23 protein-coding genes and 1 tRNA gene are annotated in these 20,613 nt (G+C 59.5%); 13 read left to right on the top strand and 11 right to left on the bottom strand.

The window, feature by feature from the left end:
• Nucleotides 1-146: 146 nt before the first annotated feature.
• Nucleotides 147-1,391, top strand: a complete 1,245-nt coding sequence (gene tyrS / locus GOW48_RS07820) for a tyrosine--tRNA ligase (protein ID WP_170752715.1) — start codon at nucleotides 147-149, stop codon at nucleotides 1,389-1,391.
• Between the two features lie 73 nt (nucleotides 1,392-1,464).
• Here tyrS and GOW48_RS07815 read toward each other — a convergent pair whose 3' ends face one another.
• Nucleotides 1,465-2,547: a hypothetical protein gene (locus tag GOW48_RS07815; protein WP_170752713.1), complete on the bottom strand. Its 1,083-nt coding sequence runs from the start codon at nucleotides 2,545-2,547 to the stop codon at nucleotides 1,465-1,467.
• Nucleotides 2,548-2,753: 206 nt separating this feature from the next.
• Here GOW48_RS07815 and GOW48_RS07810 point away from each other — a divergent pair, with 206 nt between their 5' ends.
• Nucleotides 2,754-3,509, top strand: coding sequence for a 3-hydroxyacyl-CoA dehydrogenase (locus tag GOW48_RS07810; protein ID WP_170752711.1), 756 nt, complete (start codon nucleotides 2,754-2,756; stop codon nucleotides 3,507-3,509).
• A 9-nt stretch (nucleotides 3,510-3,518) separates the two neighbouring features.
• A complete protein-coding gene (locus tag GOW48_RS07805) occupies nucleotides 3,519-4,067 on the top strand; it encodes a sugar O-acetyltransferase (RefSeq protein WP_170752709.1) in 549 nt (182 codons plus the stop codon).
• On the opposite strand, the gene GOW48_RS07800 is transcribed toward GOW48_RS07805, so the two are convergent.
• From GOW48_RS07800 to GOW48_RS07790, 3 genes are all read right to left on the bottom strand, one after another.
• Nucleotides 4,064-5,872, bottom strand: coding sequence for an ABC-F family ATP-binding cassette domain-containing protein (locus tag GOW48_RS07800; protein ID WP_234899344.1), 1,809 nt, complete (start codon nucleotides 5,870-5,872; stop codon nucleotides 4,064-4,066). The two genes, GOW48_RS07805 and GOW48_RS07800, sit on opposite strands and share 4 nt — an antisense overlap.
• 41 nt (nucleotides 5,873-5,913) lie before the next feature.
• Nucleotides 5,914-6,648: a GNAT family N-acetyltransferase gene (locus GOW48_RS07795; protein WP_170752707.1), complete on the bottom strand. Its 735-nt coding sequence runs from the start codon at nucleotides 6,646-6,648 to the stop codon at nucleotides 5,914-5,916.
• Between the two features lie 98 nt (nucleotides 6,649-6,746).
• Nucleotides 6,747-7,223 carry an outer membrane protein assembly factor BamE gene (locus GOW48_RS07790; RefSeq protein WP_170752705.1) on the bottom strand — a complete coding sequence of 159 codons (477 nt, stop codon included), beginning with the start codon at nucleotides 7,221-7,223 and terminating at the stop codon, nucleotides 6,747-6,749.
• Between the two features lie 85 nt (nucleotides 7,224-7,308).
• Between GOW48_RS07790 and GOW48_RS07785 the strand changes: the two genes are divergently transcribed.
• The 8 genes from GOW48_RS07785 to GOW48_RS07750 all read left to right on the top strand — a co-directional run bounded on the left by GOW48_RS07785 (nucleotide 7,309) and on the right by GOW48_RS07750 (nucleotide 12,687).
• Nucleotides 7,309-7,845 (top strand): YceD family protein, encoded by a 537-nt coding sequence (locus tag GOW48_RS07785; RefSeq protein ID WP_170752703.1) that lies wholly within the window; start codon nucleotides 7,309-7,311, stop codon nucleotides 7,843-7,845.
• Between the two features lie 206 nt (nucleotides 7,846-8,051).
• A complete protein-coding gene (gene rpmF, locus GOW48_RS07780; RefSeq protein WP_037316137.1) occupies nucleotides 8,052-8,258 on the top strand; it encodes a 50S ribosomal protein L32 in 207 nt (68 codons plus the stop codon).
• A gap of 24 nt (nucleotides 8,259-8,282) precedes the next feature.
• Complete coding sequence (gene plsX, locus GOW48_RS07775; protein WP_170752701.1) at nucleotides 8,283-9,371, top strand: phosphate acyltransferase PlsX; 1,089 nt, start codon at nucleotides 8,283-8,285, stop codon at nucleotides 9,369-9,371.
• Nucleotides 9,372-9,392: 21 nt separating this feature from the next.
• On the top strand, nucleotides 9,393-10,364 hold the full coding sequence (locus GOW48_RS07770) for a beta-ketoacyl-ACP synthase III (protein ID WP_170752699.1): 972 nt from the start codon (nucleotides 9,393-9,395) through the stop codon (nucleotides 10,362-10,364).
• Nucleotides 10,365-10,460: 96 nt separating this feature from the next.
• Nucleotides 10,461-10,763: an integration host factor subunit alpha gene (gene ihfA, locus GOW48_RS07765; protein ID WP_008755922.1), complete on the top strand. Its 303-nt coding sequence runs from the start codon at nucleotides 10,461-10,463 to the stop codon at nucleotides 10,761-10,763.
• An 18-nt stretch (nucleotides 10,764-10,781) separates the two neighbouring features.
• Entirely contained in the window at nucleotides 10,782-11,408 is a 627-nt protein-coding gene (locus tag GOW48_RS07760) for a MerR family transcriptional regulator (protein WP_170752697.1), read from the top strand.
• 61 nt (nucleotides 11,409-11,469) lie between these two features.
• Nucleotides 11,470-11,546, top strand: a tRNA-Pro gene (locus GOW48_RS07755).
• Between the two features lie 61 nt (nucleotides 11,547-11,607).
• Nucleotides 11,608-12,687, top strand: coding sequence for a 2'-deoxycytidine 5'-triphosphate deaminase (locus tag GOW48_RS07750; protein ID WP_170354445.1), 1,080 nt, complete (start codon nucleotides 11,608-11,610; stop codon nucleotides 12,685-12,687).
• On the opposite strand, the gene GOW48_RS07745 is transcribed toward GOW48_RS07750, so the two are convergent.
• The 6 genes from GOW48_RS07745 to argS form a co-directional block, all read right to left on the bottom strand.
• Complete coding sequence (locus GOW48_RS07745; protein ID WP_170752695.1) at nucleotides 12,684-12,923, bottom strand: hypothetical protein; 240 nt, start codon at nucleotides 12,921-12,923, stop codon at nucleotides 12,684-12,686. The two genes, GOW48_RS07750 and GOW48_RS07745, sit on opposite strands and share 4 nt — an antisense overlap.
• Before the next feature lie 64 nt (nucleotides 12,924-12,987).
• Nucleotides 12,988-13,638 carry an SMC-Scp complex subunit ScpB gene (gene scpB, locus GOW48_RS07740; RefSeq protein ID WP_170354447.1) on the bottom strand — a complete coding sequence of 217 codons (651 nt, stop codon included), beginning with the start codon at nucleotides 13,636-13,638 and terminating at the stop codon, nucleotides 12,988-12,990.
• On the bottom strand, nucleotides 13,631-14,425 hold the full coding sequence (locus GOW48_RS07735; RefSeq protein WP_170354448.1) for a segregation and condensation protein A: 795 nt from the start codon (nucleotides 14,423-14,425) through the stop codon (nucleotides 13,631-13,633). The genes scpB and GOW48_RS07735 overlap by 8 nt, the downstream gene beginning before the upstream one ends.
• Nucleotides 14,415-15,422 carry a beta-N-acetylhexosaminidase gene (gene nagZ / locus GOW48_RS07730; RefSeq protein WP_170752693.1) on the bottom strand — a complete coding sequence of 336 codons (1,008 nt, stop codon included), beginning with the start codon at nucleotides 15,420-15,422 and terminating at the stop codon, nucleotides 14,415-14,417. The genes GOW48_RS07735 and nagZ overlap by 11 nt, the downstream gene beginning before the upstream one ends.
• A complete protein-coding gene (locus tag GOW48_RS07725; RefSeq protein ID WP_170752691.1) occupies nucleotides 15,419-16,483 on the bottom strand; it encodes an SPOR domain-containing protein in 1,065 nt (354 codons plus the stop codon). The genes nagZ and GOW48_RS07725 overlap by 4 nt, the downstream gene beginning before the upstream one ends.
• 88 nt (nucleotides 16,484-16,571) lie before the next feature.
• Nucleotides 16,572-18,317, bottom strand: coding sequence for an arginine--tRNA ligase (gene argS, locus GOW48_RS07720; RefSeq protein WP_170752689.1), 1,746 nt, complete (start codon nucleotides 18,315-18,317; stop codon nucleotides 16,572-16,574).
• A gap of 132 nt (nucleotides 18,318-18,449) precedes the next feature.
• Here argS and GOW48_RS07715 point away from each other — a divergent pair, with 132 nt between their 5' ends.
• Nucleotides 18,450-19,001 carry a putative pterin-binding protein gene (locus tag GOW48_RS07715; protein WP_170752687.1) on the top strand — a complete coding sequence of 184 codons (552 nt, stop codon included), beginning with the start codon at nucleotides 18,450-18,452 and terminating at the stop codon, nucleotides 18,999-19,001.
• Here GOW48_RS07715 and GOW48_RS07710 read toward each other — a convergent pair.
• Entirely contained in the window at nucleotides 18,983-20,155 is a 1,173-nt protein-coding gene (locus tag GOW48_RS07710) for a deoxyguanosinetriphosphate triphosphohydrolase (protein WP_170752685.1), read from the bottom strand. The two genes, GOW48_RS07715 and GOW48_RS07710, sit on opposite strands and share 19 nt — an antisense overlap.
• A 76-nt stretch (nucleotides 20,156-20,231) precedes the next feature.
• On the opposite strand from GOW48_RS07710, the gene GOW48_RS07705 reads away from it, so the two are divergent.
• On the top strand, nucleotides 20,232-20,555 hold the full coding sequence (locus tag GOW48_RS07705; RefSeq protein ID WP_170354454.1) for a HesB/IscA family protein: 324 nt from the start codon (nucleotides 20,232-20,234) through the stop codon (nucleotides 20,553-20,555).
• The last annotated feature ends 58 nt before the right edge of the window (nucleotides 20,556-20,613 follow it).

Raw genomic sequence — 20,613 nt, 5'->3', positions numbered from 1 at the left:
CGCGTTGGCCTCAACCTGCACGGTAACGCGAAGACAGTGCAAGCCACATCGGGCCCGGCCCGCGCTTTTCGTGCAAAAGGTGCCTTTTCCTTGCCACCCCCACCGCCTATACACTGCCCCGCAACATAAACCCAAAGGGCACGGATATGACCTACCACCCCAAATCGGATTTCATCGCCACGATGATCGAGCGCGGCTTTCTCGCCGACTGCACCGATTATCAGGGCCTTGACGAGGCGCTGATCAGCGGGGTGCAAACAGCTTATATCGGCTATGACGCAACGGCTCAGTCGCTGCATGTGGGCCACCTGATGAACATCATGGTGCTACGCTGGCTGCAAAAGACCGGCCACAAGCCGATCACGCTGATGGGTGGCGGTACGACCAAGGTGGGTGACCCCTCGTTCCGGTCGGATGAACGCCCCCTGCTGGGCCCCGAACAGATCGACGCAAATATCGCCGGGATGCAAAAGGTGTTCGCCAAGTACCTGTCCTATGATGACAGCGAGACCGGCGCGCTGATGCTGAACAACGCGGAATGGCTGGACAGCCTGAATTACCTCGATTTCCTGCGCGATATCGGGCGGCATTTCTCGGTCAACCGGATGCTGTCTTTCGAGTCCGTAAAATCGCGGCTGGACCGCGAACAATCGCTGAGCTTCCTCGAATTCAACTACATGATCCTGCAAGCCTATGACTTCCTAGAGCTGAACCGCCGCTATAGCTGCGTTCTGCAGATGGGTGGATCGGACCAGTGGGGCAATATCGTCAACGGTATCGACCTGACCCGCCGCGTATTGGATCACGAGATCTACGGCCTGACCACACCGCTGTTGACCACCAGTGACGGCCGCAAGATGGGCAAGTCGCAGGGGGGCGCAGTCTGGCTAAACGGAGACATGCTCAGCGCGTATGAGTTCTGGCAATTCTGGCGCAACACCACCGACGCAGACGTAGGGCGTTTCCTGAAGATATTCACCGAACTGCCCGTCGATGAATGCGACCGCCTGGCCGCGCTGCAAGGGTCCGAGATCAACGAAGCCAAAATCCGCCTCGCCAACGAAGTCACCACCCTGCTGCACGGCGCCGAGGCCGCGGCCACGGCCGAAGCAACCGCGCGTGAGGTCTTCGAAAAAGGCGGTGTGGGCGATGATCTTCCGACCCTGACTGTCGGAGCAGCTGAGTTGCCTGCCTCGATTGTTCAGCTGATCGTGAAGTCTGGATTGGCCAAGTCCGGAAAAGAAGCAAAGCGCCTGATCGCCGAGAACGGGGCCAAGCTGGATGATGCCCCCTTGACTGACGCAGGGTTGATGATCGACGCAGACGCACTGTCTTCGCCGATCAAGTTGAGCGCCGGGAAGAAACGTCACGCTTTGGTGCAACTGGGCTAAAACCCATACGCCTATTCCTGAAAAAAACGACCACCCTGCAGGGTGGCCGTTGTCATTTCATATGCCGGTTAAGTTAACGGTTCCCACGGTTGCCATTGTTCCCACCGTTGCCATTGCCACCACCTCCATCGCCCGAGCCGCCGCCCTGACCATTGTTGCTGCCGCCATTACCGGTGCCGGGGCCGGAACCGCCAGTGTTGCCGCCGCCATTGCCGGGGTTACCGTTGTTTCCATTACCGTTACCGGGGCCACCATTGTTGCCTCCGTTACCCTGACCGCCAGCGCCGTTGCCGCCTCCGTTGTTTCCGCCATTTCCGTTGCCGCCGCCGCCGTTTCCAGAGCCGCCGCCCTGCCCATTGTTACCGCCGCCGTTGCCGGTGCCCGGACCAGAACCCCCGTTGTTGCCACCACCGTTGCCGGGGTTGCCACCATTGCCGTTGCCGTTACCAGGGCCTCCGTTGTTGCCGCCGTTGCCGCCGCCGCCATTACCGGGGCCATCGCCGCCACCGCCATTACCAGGGCCATCGCCACCGCCGCCATTACCGGGGCCATCGCCGCCACCTCCGTTACCAGGGCCATCGCCACCGCCGCCGTTACCGGGGCCATCGCCACCGCCGCCATTACCGGGACCATCGCCGCCGCCGCCGTTACCGGGACCATCGCCGCCGCCGCCGTTACCGGGGCCGTCGCCACCGCCGCCATTACCGGGACCATCGCCTCCACCGCCATTACCGGGGCCATCACCGCCGCCGCCACCATTGCCGGGGCCATCGCCGCCGCCATCACCGGGGCCGCCGCCCCCTGCTCCGGGACCAGCATCCGCGAACTGTTCGCTGCTGCGGCTTTCTCCGTTCAAACCCGTTGCACCTATCGAAGCAGTCGGAAGATCGGTCAGCAAACCGGTCAGGCCCGGGCATTGTTCGCTGGTGACCCGCAGCGTGGTATCGAAATCCGCCTGTCGCTGCAGACGTTCCAGAAAGCTGGGTGTTACTTGCGCGCATTCGCACAGAGACGCGTAGTCTCCTCGTTTGGTCGCGTCGCGCGCCGTTTTCCAGTTACAGGTCTCTGTCGCAGCAGCGACCTCGCCTACATAAATTACTCCAGCCAACGGGACGACAAGCAGCCCGCAAGCACTACCTTTCAAAAATTTTCGCATCACAGCACCTCCAATCGCAAAACACTCAAATTCCCGAATTTCTTCAGTCACGAAGTGGCGACCGGGCGTGAAAGGCGGATTAACCGAATATGAGAATACCTTTAGGTTTTGCGCCCCAGACACAACAAACCCATGCTCGATCACTGGACACCGAGGGGGTTGCCAAGTTAATGAACACTTGTTCATATCACTCGGAGGAACCTGCAATGCAGCTATCGAACACCGCCGCCGTGATCACCGGAGGCGCCTCGGGACTGGGCGAAGCTACAGCACGCCATTTCGCGGATAAGGGCGCGCAGGTAACGATTCTGGACCGCGATGCCGACCGTGGCCCGCAGGTCGCAGCCGAGATCGGTGGCCATTTCACACCAACGGACGTCACCGACGAAGCATCTGTTTCCAAAGCAATGGCCTTCGCAGTTGAGCGGATGGGACGCATTACCGCAGCCGTGAACTGCGCCGGGATCGCTGTGGGCGTCAAGACAGTTGGACGAGAGGGCCCACATCCTCTGGACGCGTTTCAACGCACCATAGACATCAACTTAGTCGGCACATTCAACGTATCCCGCCTGGCGGCGGTCGAGATGACCAAGAATGACCCCGAACCCGATGGCGCGCGTGGTGTGATCATCAATACCGCCTCAATCGCTGCGTTTGATGGACAAAAAGGCCAGGCCGCTTACGCGGCTTCGAAAGGCGGGGTCGTAGGCATGACCCTGCCCATGGCGCGCGATCTGGCGTCCTCGGGTATTCGTGTGATGGCAATTGCGCCGGGCATCTTCATGACCCCCATGCTGGCTGGGCTGCCTGAAGAGGTACAGCAACAGCTGGCCGCCGATGTGCCCAACCCTGCTCGTCTGGGCGATCCGCGCGAATACGGGCGACTCGCCGGGTTCATCGTGGAAATGGACTATCTTAACGGAGAGGTCATCCGCATCGACGGTGCGCTCAGGATGCGGTAAGCCTGCCTCATGACCGAACGCGAGAAAATGGAGGCCGGGCAGTGGTATTGTTGTCTGGACCCGGAACTGAACGCCTTGCGCGATCAAGCCAGACGCGCCGTTCATGCGCACAACACCAGCTCACCGGACCGGCGCACCGACATGGGGCCGGAACTCCGCACCCTCTTGGGTCATGTGGGCGCGGACTGTTTGCTAGAAGCACCGTTTCACTGTGCCTATGGGATGAACATTTATCTGGGTGACAGAGTTTATTTCAACGCCGGTTGCGTCGTTCTGGATACGGCCCCGGTCCGGATCGGCGACGATACGATGTTCGGGCCCCATGTACAGATTTATTGCGCCCAACATGCTAAACTTCCGGCAGACCGCGCGCAGGGGCTGGAGGTTGGTTTGCCTGTCACAATCGGCAAACACGTCTGGATCGGAGGCGGAGCAATCCTGTTGCCTGGTATCACCATCGGCGACAATGCCACCATCGGCGCGGGCAGCGTGGTCACAAAGGATGTCGCCGCCGGGCAGACCGTGGTTGGAAACCCAGCCCGCGCTCTGCCAGCCTAAGCGCCCTCGGCCTTTTCTTCCAGCATCAGCCATTCCTCTTCAGCAGCGGCGAGTTTTTCCTGCCGCTCGACCAAAGCCTCGGTTGCTTTCTGGAATTTCACCGGTTCGCGGGTGAACAGCTCGGGGTCGGACATGAGTTCCTCAAGCTTGCCGATCTCGGCCTCAAGCCGTTCCATCTCGGCAGGCAGTTTTTCAAGACGATGTTTTTCCGAGAAGGACAGACCCGCCTTAGGCTGTGCCTCTTGCTTGACTTTTGGCTTGGAAGGTTTTGATTTGTCTTCCTTCTTAGGCAGGAGATCGCCGCGCTGTGCGATGTAGTCCGACCAACCGCCCGCATAAACGGTGGCGCGGCCGTTACCTTCCATCGCGATGGTCGTCGTGGCGACACGGTCCAGAAAATCGCGGTCGTGGCTGACCAACAAAACGGTGCCGTCATAGTCGTCCAGCAGCTCTTGCAGCAAGTCCAGCGTTTCCACGTCCAGATCGTTGGTCGGTTCGTCCAGCACCAGCAGATTGGAGGTTTTGGCCATCAGCTTGGCCAGCAAAAGCCGCGCTTTCTCGCCCCCCGAAAGGGACTTAACCGCCGCCCGTGCCTGCCGTTCGTCAAACAGGAATTCCTTGAGGTAACCCACCACATGTTTTGGCTGTCCGCCCACCATGACCTGATCAGCCTTGCCCGAAACGCGCATCTCGGGGTCGCCGGTCAGGCTGTCCCACAGGGTCATCTCGGGGTCCAGCTGGGCGCGGGTCTGGTCGAAGACGGCGACTTCAAGATTGGTGCCCAGCGTCACCGTGCCCTCATCGGGCATTTCCTGCCCCAGCAACATTTTCAGCAGCGTAGTCTTGCCCACACCATTGGGCCCGACAAAAGCCACGCGATCGCCGCGCTGCACTAAAAGGTCAAAGTTCCGCACGATGGGTTTTGCATCAAATGCCTTGGCCAAGCCTTTGGCTTCGATTACTTTTCGCCCAGATTTCGGCCCCGCCTCAAGCGTCATCGCGGCCGAGCCCTGACGTTTGATCTGCGCCGATTTTTCGGCCCGCAACGCTTGCAAGGCACGCACCCGGCCCTGATTGCGTTTGCGGCGGGCGCTGATGCCTTCGACGGCCCATTTCGCCTCGGACTTGATCAGGCGGTTCAGCTTGTGGCGCTGTTGATCCTCTTCTTCCCAGATCTTGTCGCGCCATGCCTCGAACGCGTCGAACCCCTGTTCCTGCCGCCGCACCGCGCCTCGGTCGATCCACAGAGTCGCACGGGTCAAAGCACGCAAAAAGGCGCGGTCGTGCGAGATCAGCACATAAGCCGCACGGGTCGCGCCCAATTCTCGTTCAAGCCAGGCAATCGCCTCGATATCCAGATGGTTGGTCGGCTCGTCCAGCAGCATCAGGTCGGGCGCTTCGGCCATCAACTTGGCCAACGCCGCGCGGCGACGCTCCCCGCCCGAGGCGGTTTCAATCGGGCGCGCTGGATCAAACTTTAACCCCTCGCCTGCGCGTTCGACCTTGTACAGTTCACCCGGCTCTAGCCCGCTGGAGGCATAGTCGCCCAGCGTGGCAAAGCCCTCCATGCCGGGGTCTTGCTCCATATAACCGACCGACTTGCCCGGAGGCACAACGATGTCGCCCTGATCTGGTTCGACCAGACCGGCCATCACTTTCAAAAGGGTCGATTTGCCGGACCCGTTGCGCCCCACCAACGCCACACGGTCGCCGGGTTGAACCACCAGATCAAGCTCGGAAAACACCGGATCGCCCCCGAAGGTCAGGGAAATGCCGGACATCTGCAACAAAGGAATTCTCGCCATGCCCGCCAGCTAAACCGGCACGGCACAGGCGTCAACGATGATTACCCGGCCACTGCGCGCAGCAACCGTTTGCGCTCCGGCGGAATCGCCCCGATTTCAAGCCCGGTGAACACGTGCAGCGTGTTCATGTGCCGGTCCACCACCGCATGATCACTGACCCAGCCGCCCATCATCAGATAGGTGCGCAGCAAGGGCGGCATCCGCAGCATCGCCTTTTTCGAATCAGGCCGCCTCCGCAGACGCGCGGCAAAGCGGAACACGTCGGGCGCCTTGACCCGTGGCAGCCAGCGTTTCGGCGCCAGATGGCGGTGCTTGAGCATTGCGAACGCGTCCAGATACTTATCTGTCTCGGTGCCGGCAAAAGATGAACAGCCAAATAGCATTTCGATGTTGTTCTGATCCACATAGGCCGTCATCGCCCCCCAGGCCACGCGCAGGATATCGGGATCAGTCCAATCGGGATGGATGCAGAACCGCCCCATTTCGATCATCCGCCCCTGAAAATCCTCAAGTGCGGACAAATCGTAAAACTGAGCGGAATAGCTGCGACCGACCTCGGCCCCATTTTCCATCGTGAACATGCGAAAGCAGCACACCAGGCGCCCGTCTGATCTGGTATCCTCGACCAGGACATGGGTACAGATCGGATCAAACGCGTCACTGTCGGTTTGATCCGTCGCAAAGGCCAGGGTGCGTAACCGCTGAGCCGCCCTCAGATCCTGTTCGTCTTGCGCCAGACGCGCGCGATATCGGCCTTTGCCAAGCAATAGAGCCATGGTCGCATCCTCCGCGGTTGCCGACCCGTTTCAACTTGTCGCGTGGGTATCACACTATGTGTGACCGTCCCATGACGACGGCAAGACAGAACCACGAATTAGTTGGTCGCGCCTGGAATGTTTGCCGGATTGAAGTTGCCGATATTACCCAAAAGCTGACGCAAAAAGCCCGTGCCCTCGATGCTCGACTCGGTGACACGCCGGTCAAGCTGCACGATAATACCGTCTTCCAGACCAAAGCGCTCGATATTTCGGACCACGCCCCGCTTGTCAAAGCTGATCGCAACCAACTGACGCTCGACCACCTCGGGTCGCTTGGGGCCGTAGTGGCGCACCTTCGAGCGCACATAGTAGAAACCCGAATCCCGCACTACACCAGAGGAGCTGGGAGCGCCAACCGCCTCGATCACGCTGTCGCGGGTATCGACGCCGACCTTTATCTCGGCCAGTTCCTCTGCCGGAGGGATATAGCCGTGATTCTCGAAAATCGGTGTACAAGCGCTAGCCACCGCCAGACAGGCCGTAAAGACAAGCGTTCTGGACGCCGGTTTCAACCTGTTCACAACCTTTAACATGCGCACCCTCTTGCCTTGGCCCCTTGCGGACCCTATCCGCTTACATCAAACCGCAGCCCCGGTTCAACACAGGAAAGGGTCACGAATGAGCAACCAGACATCTCTGCGGGTGGCCGACCTGCCGCAAAACACATCAACCCCGTTTGACCTGCGCCCTGACGCCAAAGAGCTTGCGGTTATCCGAGAAGATCTGGGCCTGCTGGGCCTGCGCAAGCTGAGCTTTGTTGGCGATGTCCGGGCTCAGGGTAAACGCGACTGGGTGCTGGCGGGCAAGCTGGGAGCGACAGTGATTCAGCCCTGTGTGGTCACGCTCGAACCCGTTACGACCCGGATCGATATACCCGTCACGCGGGTCTATCTGACCGACTGGACCGACCCCGACGAGGAAGAGTTCGAAATCCCCCAAGGCGACGAGTCGGAACCATTGGGCCACGAGATCGACCCGGGCCTGGTCATGACCGAGGCCCTGTCGCTTGCCCTGCCCCAATACCCCCGCAAGGACGGTGCGGAACTGGAACAGGCCGACTATACGGAGCCGGGCAAACAGGCGATGACAGATGAAGATGCCAAACCCTTTGCCGGGCTTGCCAGCCTGCGCGATGCACTGAAAAAAGACGAGTGACACGGGACAGATTTCCTGTCATAGCACGCCCTCAGAAAAATCGCTTGAACATGTCGAGAATCGCAGTATTTTCGCGCGCTCATCGGAATTTGGGTTGGACATTGCGGGGCTCGTCCCCTAAACGCGCGTCAAACCACGTAAAAAACGAAGAATGAAACCCGGTCGGCAGCGAATCTGCGGACCCTCAGTAGACAAAGGTTGAGACCATGGCCGTCCAACAGAACAAAGTTTCCAAGTCGCGTCGCAACAACCGTCGCGCACACGACGCTCTGGTTGCTGCAAACCCGAACGAATGCGCAAACTGCGGCGAACTGAAGCGCCCGCACCACGTATGTGCGTCCTGCGGCCACTATGATGACCGCGAAGTCGTCGCGCAGGCCGACGAAATCGACCTGGACGAAGACGCGGCCTAAGCCTTTTAACGCGCAGGCCAAGGCATGACGGAACAGCCCTCGCAAGCCGGACGGATCACCATCTCGGTTGACGCTATGGGCGGAGATTCGGGACCCGCCGCTGTTGTGGCGGGCATTGCCAAATCGGCGGATAAGAACCCCGATATTGCGTTCATCCTGCACGGGCCTGAAGCCCCGCTTCGCAAGCTTGTTGCCAAACGGCGTGTCCTGAACGGGCGCGTCGTTTTTCGTGATTGCACCGACGTGGTCACGATGGAGGACAAGCCCAGTCAGGTTGTGCGCAACGGCAAGCAAACCTCGATGTGGTCGACGCTGGATTCAGTGCGTCAGGGCGAAGCGCATGGTGCAGTGTCCTGCGGCAACACCGGCGCGCTGATGGCGCTGTCGATGATACGGCTGCGCAAACTGCCGGGTGTGAACCGCCCGGCTATCGCGATTCTGTGGCCTTCGCGCAACCCGCAGGGGTTCAACGTGATGCTGGATGTGGGCGCCGATGTGCGCGCCGACGCGAAGGACCTGTTGCAATACGCGTTGATGGGCGCCTCATACGCGCGCAACGGCATGGCGCTAGAGCGTCCCCGGATCGGCCTGCTGAATGTGGGCACCGAAGAACACAAGGGCCGCGCTGAATTGAAAGAAGCGCACGCCATGATCTCGGAATTTGCGGAACAGGCCAGCTTTGATTTCGTGGGCTTTGTTGAAGGGAGCGACATCCCCGGTGACAAGGCGGATGTCATTGTAACCGACGGGTTTACCGGCAATGTCGCAATCAAGACCGGCGAAGGCACGGCCAGCTTGATCGGGGACCTTCTGCGTCAGGCATTCAAGTACTCGCCCTTGTCCCGGCTGGCGTCGGTTCTGGCCATCACCTCGCTGAACCGGTTGAAGAAACGTATCGACCCGCGCCGTGTGAATGGCGGGGTTTTCCTGGGTCTCAACGGCACGGTCGTGAAATCTCATGGCGGTGCAGATGCCACCGGAGTTTCGGCCGCCGTGAAACTGGCCTTTACCTTGGCGCAATCCGGGTTCTCTGAAAAATTGGCGGCACGGGTTGCATCGACGGTCGAGCTTGCACAAGATGCCGCCCACGCACCGTCCAAGGCGGGCGAATAACAAAAAAGGCAGTACCCCAACATGGCAGGCCGTTCAGTTGTTGTAGGTGTCGGACATTATTTGCCAGAGCGCATCGTTCCGAATTCCGAGTTTGAAAAGTCGCTTGATACATCTGATGAGTGGATCAAAACCCGCTCGGGTATCGAACGCCGCCATTTCGCAGCCGAAGGTGAAACCACCTCGGACATGGCGACCAAGGCAGCCGAAGCCGCACTGGCGGATGCCGGACTGACAGCGGATGACATCGACGCCATCGTGCTGGCAACTTCGACGGCGGACCTGACCTTCCCTTCAGCGGCCACCATGGTGCAATCACGGTTGGGTATGACCAAAGGTTTTGCCTTTGACGTCCAGGCCGTTTGTGCGGGATTCGTCTACGCTCTGACCAATGCTAACGCTCTGATCTTGTCGGATCAGGTCAAACGGGTTCTGGTGATCGGGGCCGAGACTTTTTCCCGAATCATGGATTGGACGGACCGTTCCACCTGTGTGTTGTTCGGTGATGGCGCTGGTGCCTTGATTCTTGAACGCCAGGAAGGGGTTGGTACAGCTGATGATCGCGGTATCCTGGCTACTGACCTGAATTCCGACGGCCGCTACAAAGACCTGCTTTACGTAGACGGAGGCGTCTCGACCCAGACCACTGGTTTTCTTCGCATGAAGGGCAACCAACTCTTCCGCCAAGCGGTGGAACGTCTGACCGCCACTGCCGAAACTTGCCTGGAAAAAGTTGGTCTTGGACACGAGGATGTGGACTGGATCGTTCCCCATCAGGCGAATATTCGTATCATTCAGGGCACCGCCAAGAAGCTGGGCGTGCCCATGGATCACGTTGTCGTGACGCTTCAGGACCACGGAAATACGTCTGCTGCATCGATTCCCTTGGCTATGTCCGTCGCCAAGCAACGCGGGCAGTTCAAACCCGGCGATTTGCTAGTGACAGAGGCAATCGGGGGTGGATTGGCGTGGGGTTCTGTCCTCCTGCGGTGGTAACAGGCGCAAAACGGCTTACACACAGCCGTGCAATTCATTGATATTGACAGTGAATTTGCCCTGACCCTATGCTTTACCATCAACAGGGGAATTGGCATGGGCGACAAAACACTGACCCGAATGGATCTGAGCGAGGCCGTCTTTCGTGAGGTGGGCCTCTCACGCAATGAAAGCGCGCAACTGGTCGAAAGCGTTCTGAACCATATGTCCGACGCGCTTGTGCGCGGCGAACAGGTCAAGATTTCATCCTTCGGGACTTTCAGCGTTCGGGACAAAACTGCCCGCATCGGCCGCAACCCCAAAACCGGGGAAGAGGTTCCTATTCAGCCGCGTCGCGTGCTGACTTTTCGCCCGTCGCACCTGATGAAGGATCGCGTCGCAGCTGGGAACCGCAAGTAACATCAGGACAGCGACACCATGAGCAAGTCACCCGACGCCTTTCGCACGATCAGTGAAGTTGCGGACTGGCTGGGTGTTCAGGCCCATGTTCTGCGATTTTGGGAAAGCCGTTTCACTCAGGTGAAACCGGTCAAACGCGCGGGTGGCAGGCGGTATTATCGACCCAATGACATGCGCCTGCTTGGAGGTATCAAAAAGCTGCTGCACGAAGATGGGATCACCATCAAAGGCGTGCAGCGCATTCTGCGTGAGCAAGGCGTGGCTTATGTGGCTTCGCTGTCGCAGGGGCTTGATGAAACGGCCGAACCCGAAGCCAAGGCAAACGACGCGGTCGTGGTTCCATTTACTGCAAAACCTGAGCCCAGCCAGCAGGTCACTCTGGACTTGGGAGATAGCAGCACGACCCACGGTGCGCCTAAGGAAAGCCCTGCCGCAAAACCAGCTCCGGCCACGCCGCGAAACACATCTGTGCCGCGAGAAGCGGTTGCACCTGTCCATGTCGAACGGTCTCCGACGATTTCCGGAATTGCAGCCCGTGCCTGGGCACGAACCGATTTCGACGACGATCTTTTGCGCCGGATTGCACCCGTCGCAAAGGAATTGCGTGCCGTTCTGAACAGAATTGAAAACCGATCCGCGGGATAAGAAAAAAGGCGATGATTTCCTCTTGCCCCCGCCGGGAAAGTCTTTATGAACACCTCAACGTCGGGCTATGGCGCAGCCTGGTAGCGCGTCCGTCTGGGGGACGGAAGGTCGCAGGTTCGAGTCCTGCTAGCCCGACCAAATCACACCGACGTTTATGGCAGACAGGCCAGATCCCGCTCTGGCATCAGGGGGGATCAAGATGACAGGTGTATGCCCAAACCAGCAAATTGAAGGCATGATCGCACGCGGTGAAATTACTGCTAACCCAGCGGTCATCGACGCGCAGGTACAACCGGCCAGCCTTGATTTGCGCCTTGGAACAGTCGCTTACCGCGTGCGTGCCTCGTTCCTGGCCGGCGAAGGGCGATCCGTCGCCGACCGTCTGACCGAGTTCGAGATGCACCGCATCGACATCACCGACGGCGCGGTTCTGGAAAAGGGATGCGTCTATCTGGTGCCTCTGATGGAATCGCTGGCCCTGCCTGACAGCGTGACCGCCGTGGCCAACGCCAAGAGCTCGACCGGGCGCCTGGATCTGCTGACACGTACAATCACAGATGGAGGGGCCGAATTTGACCGTGTGCCCGCTGGCTACCGCGGCCCGCTCTATGCCGAAATTTGCCCCCGCTCCTTCTCGGTTCTAGTGCGACCGGGCATGCGTTTGAACCAAATCAGATTCCGTCAAGGACAAGCCGTGTTGAGCGACGCAGAACTGAGCGCGCTGCACAACAAGTCCCCGCTGGTCGATGGACCTGCGGTCATTCAGGATGGGCTTGGCTTTTCAGTTGACCTGCGCCTGCCTGACACTGATCTGGTGGGCTACCGTGCCAAGCCCCATACGGGCGTGATCGATCTGGACCGGATTGGTGAATACGACCCGCAGGAATATTGGGAAGAAGTGCGCACCACCGAGGGGCGTATCATCCTTGATCCCGGCGCTTTCTATATCCTGGTCAGCCGCGAGGCTGTTCATATCCCACCAATGTATGCCGCCGAAATGGCCCCTTATCTCGCTATGGTTGGTGAATTCCGGGTGCACTATGCCGGCTTCTTCGACCCTGGTTTTGGTCATGCTGCAGCTGGGGGTGCAGGGTCACGTGGCGTATTGGAGGTACGCTGCCATGAGGCCCCATTCGTGCTAGAGCATGGGCAGGTCGTAGGACGGCTCGTCTACGAAAAAATGGCTGAAATGCCCACGCAGCTCTATGGGGCAGGCATCGCGTCAAACTATCAGGGACAGGGCTTGAAACTATCCAAGCACTTTAAAGCTGTCTCTTAAAACTTCATGAACCGTCGCATCTGACGAGTCATCCGCTGCATCTGTTTCATGTTTTGCGCCTGACGGTCGCCGTTCTGTTTCATATGCTGGGCAGCTTGAAGATCATTGGCAGAAGGCTGTCCTTGCTGCGGCTTTCCAACTCGGCCCGCCAAGTCGAACCCTTTATCGACGCCTTTTGTCACAAGCCGACGCATGACTTGACGCACAATCATATCGATCATTCGATTGGCATTCATTGCTTAACTCCGTTTCCTGCGCCTCAACATAGGTGATTCTTGCGTCAACAAAAGGGCCGCGCGATCACTCTTCCTCGAACAGTTCGGTCTGCTCGTCGTCATCTTCATCCTCGCGCCCTTCGCCCATTGGGATCGTTCCCGGAGGCGGCCGGTTTTCCAGCAACCCGGCGGCGCGCAATTCTTGCAGCCCCGGAAGGTCGCGCGCGTTTTCCAGCCCGAAATGATCCAGAAACTGCGGCGTTACCACGAAGGTCACCGGGCGGCCTGGAGTCATCCGTCGGCGGCCCAGCCTGATCCACTCCATTTCCAGCAACTGGTCGATAGTCCCACGCGAGACGGACACGCCACGGATTTCCTCGATCTCGGCCCGCGTGCAGGGCTGGTGATAGGCCACGATGGCCAGCGTTTCGATCGCGGCACGGCTGAGTTTGCGGGTCTCAACCGTTTCCTTCTGCATCAGAAAACCCAGATCGGGGGCGGTTCGGATGGCCCAGGCTTCGCCCACGCGCACCACGCGCACGCCGCGGCCTTCGTATCGTTTGCGCAACAGATCAACCGCTTGCGCTGCATCGCTGCCATGAGGCATCCGGGCCTCAAGATCGCCGATCGTCACCGGTTCGGCGCTGGCGAACAGCACGGCTTCGACCATGCGCTCCTGTTCGGCCAAGGGGGGTGCTTCGAACAGTGTGCCGGTTTCCTCAGAGGTTTCAGTCACGTGTTTCGGTCCTCTTGCGCAGATGGATCGGAGCAAACGTCTCGCTCTGTTTGATTTCCATATGTCCCTCTTTCACCAGCTCCAACGAGGCCGCGAATGTCGCCGCCGTGGCCGAGCGCCGCCGCACCGGATCGGCGTCCCAGCCATCGGGCAGATAGGTTTCCATATCCGTCCACGCGCCCGCAAACCCGATCAGAGGGCGCATCCGTTCCAGCGCCTGTTCCATGGTAAAGACGGCATCGCGGTCCATGACAAAGGGTCGGAATTCGTCGCGGGTACGAATACGGGCATAGCCCTGCATCAGGTCAAGCAGCGTGGCCGAATAGGTCACTGTACGGATGCGGGTGATATCCTCGCCCTGCCCGCGTTTGAAGAAATCGCGCCCCAGCTGGTCGCGCGCCATCAGACGGGCAGCAGCATCGCGCATGGCCTGCAGACGTTCCAGTTGGAAGGCCAGGTGCGCGGCCAATTCCTCGCCCGACGGTCCTTCGTCATCGGGATCGGGCGGCAGCAGCAGGCGGGATTTCAGAAAGGCGAGCCACGCGGCCATCACCAGATAATCAGCCGCCAGTTCGATCCGCAGCGCACGGGCCTTTTCCACGAAGGTCAGATATTGCTGCGCCAGCGCCAGAACCGAGATTTTCCGTAGGTCAACCTTTTGCGTCCGCGACAGGGTCAACAGCACGTCCAGCGGGCCTTCGAACCCGTCAACGTCAACAATCAACGCCTCGGCAGCAAGCCGATCCGCGACCGAGACCGGGTCTTCGCTGAAAAGGTTATCGTTCATATACCTGCCCGCCCATTAGGGCAGATAGTTCCGCCTCGGCGGCTTCGATGTCAAGTTCCACGGGCTTTTGCCGCATCGACAGTGCCTTTTCGGCGCGTTTTTGCGCTTGCGGGGTCATCTCGCCAGCGGCCTCCAGCACTTTAGCGCGGGCCTCATACGAGCCGTTGCAATGCAAGACCACGTCGCAGCCCGCAGCCAACGCGTGCTGGGCTATCTCTTCGGGCGCACCGCTCAGGGCTTTCATCGAGATATCGTCGGTCATAATAAGCCCATCGAAACCGATCTTGTCGCGGATCAGGTCGATCATCGTAGGTGAAATCGTCGCCGGTTGCGGGTCGATCCGGTCATAGACCAGATGCGCGGTCATCCCCATGGGAAGATCGTTCAAAGCGCGAAACGGTGCGAAATCAGCCCCTTCCAGCGCTTCTTGTGTCAGGTCCACATGCGGCAGGTCATGGTGGCTGTCCAGCGTTGACAGCCCGTGCCCGGGCATATGCTTGATAACGGGAAGAACACCGCCCTCAAGATGCCCCATAGCGACGGCGCGCCCGATCTTGGAAACCTGTTTAGGGTCAGACCCATAGCAGCGATTCTTTAGAAAAGCGTGCGTATCTGCGCGCGCCAGATCAACCATTGGGGCACAATTGCTGTCGATGCCCAGTTCGAACAATTCCCGCGCGATCAGGCGATAGCGCAGATACATCGCGCGTTCTGCGTGATCCCCGGCGCGTTCAGCGTGATCCAGCGGCGGCAGCCACTCTCGCGCGATGGGCGCGCGCAGGCGCTGCACGCGCCCGCCTTCCTGATCAATGGTAATTAGGCAATTGCGACCTACCGCCTCGCGGAACTCATCACACAGAGCGCGGACTTGATCCTCGGTCTCGATATTGCGGGCAAACAAAATGAACCCAAACGGGTTCATTTCTCGAAACAGTTTCTTTTCCTGAGGCGTCAGGCGCAGCCCCTCGGCATCGGTAATTGCGGCGCAGAATGTCACCGAGCGGCCACCGGGATACAGTCGGCGCCTTGCCCTTGCAGCGCGGCACAGAACTGGCGTGAATCGCTCAGGTCATCAAAGCCCAAAACCCGAAGGCGATAAAACGTCCGGCCACCGCTTGAGGTTTTCTGGATAACACGCTGTTTTCCATCCATATACTCACCGAAACGCCCATTCAGACGATTCCATTCGGCCCGCGCGACATCAGGGCTTTCATACGCGCCCAATTGGGCCATGCGTGTACCTTTGGACAGCGCGTTCGGATCGACATCCAGCCCCACGGCCGCTTTGACAGCCGCGTTGATAGCATCTTCGGTTTTGCTGGATGCAGTAATGCCACTGGCAGTCGTTCGTGCGGGCCGCGTGTTCGGACGCAATGAGCGCCGGACGCCAGGCAGGGCTGCAACCGCAGGGTCCGGCAGTTGCGCGGCCAGATCGGCAGGATCAATCGCGGGTTCATCATCCAACGGACCCAACGAGGCCAGCTGCACACCTTCGTCTGTTTCGGTGTCAGGCGTTTCGGCCTCACCCGCCAATTCGGCAACCAACGCATCAACCGCGCCTTGACGCAGTTGAGCCGCCTCCTGGTTCGAGATTTCCTCTTCAACCACATGCACCGCAGGGGTTGCACGCAGCGGTTCAACCGGCGTGTCCTCATCTGTCAGCGAAACCGGACGCGGAGCAAGGATCAGGCGATCCGCCGGAGGCGCAGCCGTCCCGACCGCAGCGACAGTATTTACTGCAAGGCCCTGATGATCAGCGGGAGTTCCACCGGGGTTCTCTGGCTGAATACGCATCGGGCCTTCAACAGCACGTACCACCGGAACGCCACTGACATCACGCATTACAAGCTTGTAGCCCCAGACTCCGATCCCCGCGACCAAGGCCAGGGATGCAACCGCGCCCAGCGCATTCACGATACGACCTAAACCGGCGGCACGGGGCGCATCTTCGTATCCGTGCATCTCATCAGAATAGTCGTACCCACCCTGAGGATGCGGTTGATTCGTGTAATGCATCTGCTCGGGACGCATTTGCCCCGAGTAATCGTAGTTCGCCATGTCCGCCTCACCGCCCGTTTCGCGCCGGGAAATAAGGCGCGCGGGTCATTTCTTGCCTACCTCGTACCGGCGCGTCGGGCGGTGTTTGTTACCGCATCTCCTGCGCCGGGGTAACGCCAAGAATACCCAAGCCCGCTGAAATCACAACAGAAACGGCACGAGCCAATGCGATTTTTGACTGGCTTGTGGCAACATCGCCATCCTGGATGAACCGCAGCTGGGTTTCGTCGTTGCCCTTGTTCCACAGCGCATGGAAGTCGCCGGCTAGTTCATAGAGGTAGAACGCAACGCGGTGCGGCTCGTTCGTGCGGGCGGCGATTTCCACCAGTCGCGGCCATTCAGCCAGCTTTTTGGCGACTGTCAGCTCGGATGCGTGATCGTTCTTACTCAGATCGGCCCCTTTGAGGGTCGCATCATCTGCGGCAATCCCGGCCTCAGCCGCGCGGCGCAGCACGCTCATGACGCGGGCATGGGCGTATTGCACGTAGAACACGGGGTTCTCGCGGCTCTGCTCCAGCACCTTATCGAAATCGAAATCCAGCGGCGCGTCATTCTTGCGGGTCAGCATCACGAAACGGGTCACATCCGGGCCCACCTGATCCACCACATCGCGCAGAGTGACAAAGTTCCCTGCCCGTTTGGACATCTTAAACGGCTCGCCATTCTTCCACAGCTTTACCAACTGGGTCAGCTTGATATCCAGCGGCACCTTACCGTCAGACAGAGCCGACACAGCCGCCTTCATCCGTTTGACATAGCCGCCGTGGTCGGCACCAAACACGTCGATCAGCGCGTCAAAACCACGGCTTACCTTGTCATAGTGATAGGCGATATCGGGCGCGAAATAGGTCCACGCGCCGTCTGATTTCTTGACCGGACGGTCCACGTCATCGCCATGTTCGGTCGATTTGAACAGGGTCTGCTCGCGCGGCTCCCAATCCTCGGGCTTTTTACCCTTGGGCGGCTCCAGCACACCTTCATAGATCAGACCCTTCTCGGTCAGCGACTGCAGCGCAGCCTCGATCCGGCCTGTACCGTAGAGGGACTTCTCAGAAAAGAACACATCCATCTCAACGCCCAGCGCCTTAAGATCGGCGCGGATCAGGTCCATCATCGCGTCGGTAGCAAAGTTGCGCAGGTCCTCAAGCCATTCGCTTTCAGGCTTGTCGATCAGGCTGTCGCCGTATTTCTCTTTCAGCGCCTCGCCGATCGGGATCAGATAGTCACCGGGATAGAGCCCCTCGGCAATCTCGGGGCTGAGGCCATTGGCCTCGCGATACCGCTCATAGGCCGAACGCGCTAGTACATCCACCTGCGCGCCGCCATCGTTGATGTAATACTCACGCGTAACTTCATGGCCAGAATAAGCCAGCAGGCTTGCCAAGGCGTCACCGAAGACCGCGCCCCGCGTATGGCCTACATGCAGCGGACCGGTGGGATTGGCCGAGACATATTCGACGTTCACCTTCTGCCCGTGTCCCATGGTCGAGCGACCATAATCGGTGCCATGTTCCAGCACGGCGGTCAGCACACCCTGCCAGACCGACGGCGCCAGCCGCAGGTTCAAAAACCCCGGCCCTGCCACCTCGGCGCTGGTGATCCGTTCATCAGCGGCCAGCTTACCAGCCAGCACATCGGCAATGTCGCGCGGCTTCATCTTGGCTGGCTTTGCCAATACCATCGCCGCGTTGGTCGCCATATCGCCATGTGCCGCGTCGCGCGGAGGCTCAACCGCCACGTTGTCAAAGCTCAGCCCCTCGCGCAGCACGCCTTCGGACTGCATCTGCGCCAGCGCGTCCAGTACAAGGGCGCGGATCTCGGAAAACAGGTTCATTTCGAATGTCCTTTTGCTTGCCCGGCGGTTTATCACGCAGCGCGGTAAGGTCAATGGATGCCTAAAGTTTGACCTTGGTTTGGGCGCAATCCCCATTAAAGTCGCGCGGAATTGCCTGATCGGAGACCATTCATGCGCCTTGCCCTGCCCCTAAGCCTGCTTCTGTCCTATGCCCTGCCCGTTCTGGCCGAAATGCCCGCACCGCAAGGACATGTGCTGGTGACACTTGGCGGCGCGGTCACTGAGACCAACCTGCCCGCGCGGGGCGAGAATGGCGGCGGGCTGCTTGGGTTTCTCGAAGTGACTCATGACGGGGCAGCAGGGTTTGACGCGGCCCTTCTGGACAGCCTGCCCCAGGTTCAGATCACCATTCCCTATGGCCCGCCCGATCATCAACGCGACTACACGTTTAGTGGCCCGCTGCTGTCGGATGTCATGATCCTTGCGGGGGCCGAAGGAAAAACCGCACGTCCCATGGCAATGGACGGATATCAGGCGGAAATCCCATGGGACAGCATTTCGACGTACAAACCCATTTTAGCCACCCATGCCGACGGTGCACCGATGGGCGTCGGAGGATATGGCCCCACCATGATCGTGTTCCCGCCAACCGACGATGCAGACGCAGCCGACGCTCAAGCCAGCCAACAGGTCTGGGCGCTGGCCTATATCGGGATCGAGTGACCCGTCGGCGCGGGTCGCCCTGTCAACCGTACATGATCCTGTATCGCAAACCGGTCCGTCATCCCGGCGATATAGTCTGACACGATCCGGGCAAGTGCGGCTTCATTCCCTGCCGCCTCAATATCAGCGTGCCAGCGGGCCGGCATTTGACGGGGGTCCCCGAGATAAATCGGGAACAACTCTTCGACGATCTTGCTAACTTCGGCCCGCACCTCCATCACCGAGGGCGCGCGATACATCCGGGTGAACAGAAAGGCGCGGATGTCCTGCAACTGCGCCCACAATTGCCCCGAGAACTGGATCACCGGGCGGCCCAAATGGCGGATATCTTCCACCGATTGCGCTCTGGATTCGGCAATCAACGCGGCAGATGTATCGATCACATCCGAGACCATGACCCCAAAGACGCGCCGCAGAGCTTCATGCCTGCGCCGATACGGATCAAGATTTGGATAGGCGCGATCAACCTCGGCATAGCATACACCCACAATCGGCAGGGCTTGAATTTCATCATCACTGAACAAATCCGCCCGCAGCCCGTCCAGCAAATCGTGATTGTTATAGGCAATGTCGTCGGATAGGGCCGCAACCTGCGCCTCGGCGCTGGCATGAGTGTGCAGCTCCAGATCAAACGCGCCGTTGCACTCGGCCAGCGCCCAGGGCAATTCACCAACCACCGGACCGTTGTGCTTGGCAATGCCTTCCAGACACTCCCAAGTCAGGTTGCAACCGTCGAATTCGGCATAATGGCGTTCCAGCTTGGTGACAATCCGAATGGCCTGAGCGTTGTGATCAAACCCGCCATATGGCCGCATCAGCGCGTGCAATGCGTCTTCGCCCGTATGGCCAAAAGGCGTGTGACCCAAATCATGCGCCAGAGCCACGGCCTCGGTCAGTTCGGGGTCCAGGCCCAAGGCCCCGGCTATAGTCCGCGCAACTTGCGCCACTTCGATTGAATGGGTCAGACGGGTGCGGTAGCTGTCCCCTTCATGTTCGACAAACACTTGTGTCTTGTGTTTGAGCCGCCTAAACGCGCTGGCATGAATGATCCTGTCACGGTCGCGCTGAAAGCATGACCGGAAACTGCTTTCGTCCTCCGGCACCAACCGCCCTCTTGCGCGGCCGGGATCCGAGGCAAAACCCGCTCTGTCCAAAGGTCTTGTCCTTGTCGCCTGTCCTTTGGTTACATATATTGTAGCGGAACAAGGAAATAAACCTTTGGAGTCCGGCATGAATCTGCCCCCCACAGTCACCGAACGCGCCTTTGACCGTCTTGCCGAGATCGGCGCTGCGGATCAAGGGCAGGCTTTACGCGTCGCGGTCGAAGGCGGTGGATGTTCAGGGTTTCAATATGAAATTGCGCTGGATCAGCCGAAAGACGATGATCTTGTGTTGGAAGGCAAAGGCCAAAAGGTCATCGTGGACTCGGTTTCCCTACCCTTTCTGGAAAACGCGGTCATCGACTTTACTCAGGAACTGATTGGTGCGCGGTTTGTCATCGATAATCCCAACGCCACATCGTCCTGTGGCTGCGGCACGTCGTTTTCGATGTAGCTTAGGTGGGGGCTTTGCCCCCACACCCCCAAGGTATTTTCAGCCAGATGAAGAGGGA

The organism is Ruegeria lacuscaerulensis (assembly GCF_013033355.1).
Classification (GTDB): domain Bacteria; phylum Pseudomonadota; class Alphaproteobacteria; order Rhodobacterales; family Rhodobacteraceae; genus Ruegeria; species Ruegeria lacuscaerulensis_A.
This window is presented reverse-complemented; position numbering and strand designations above follow the sequence as displayed.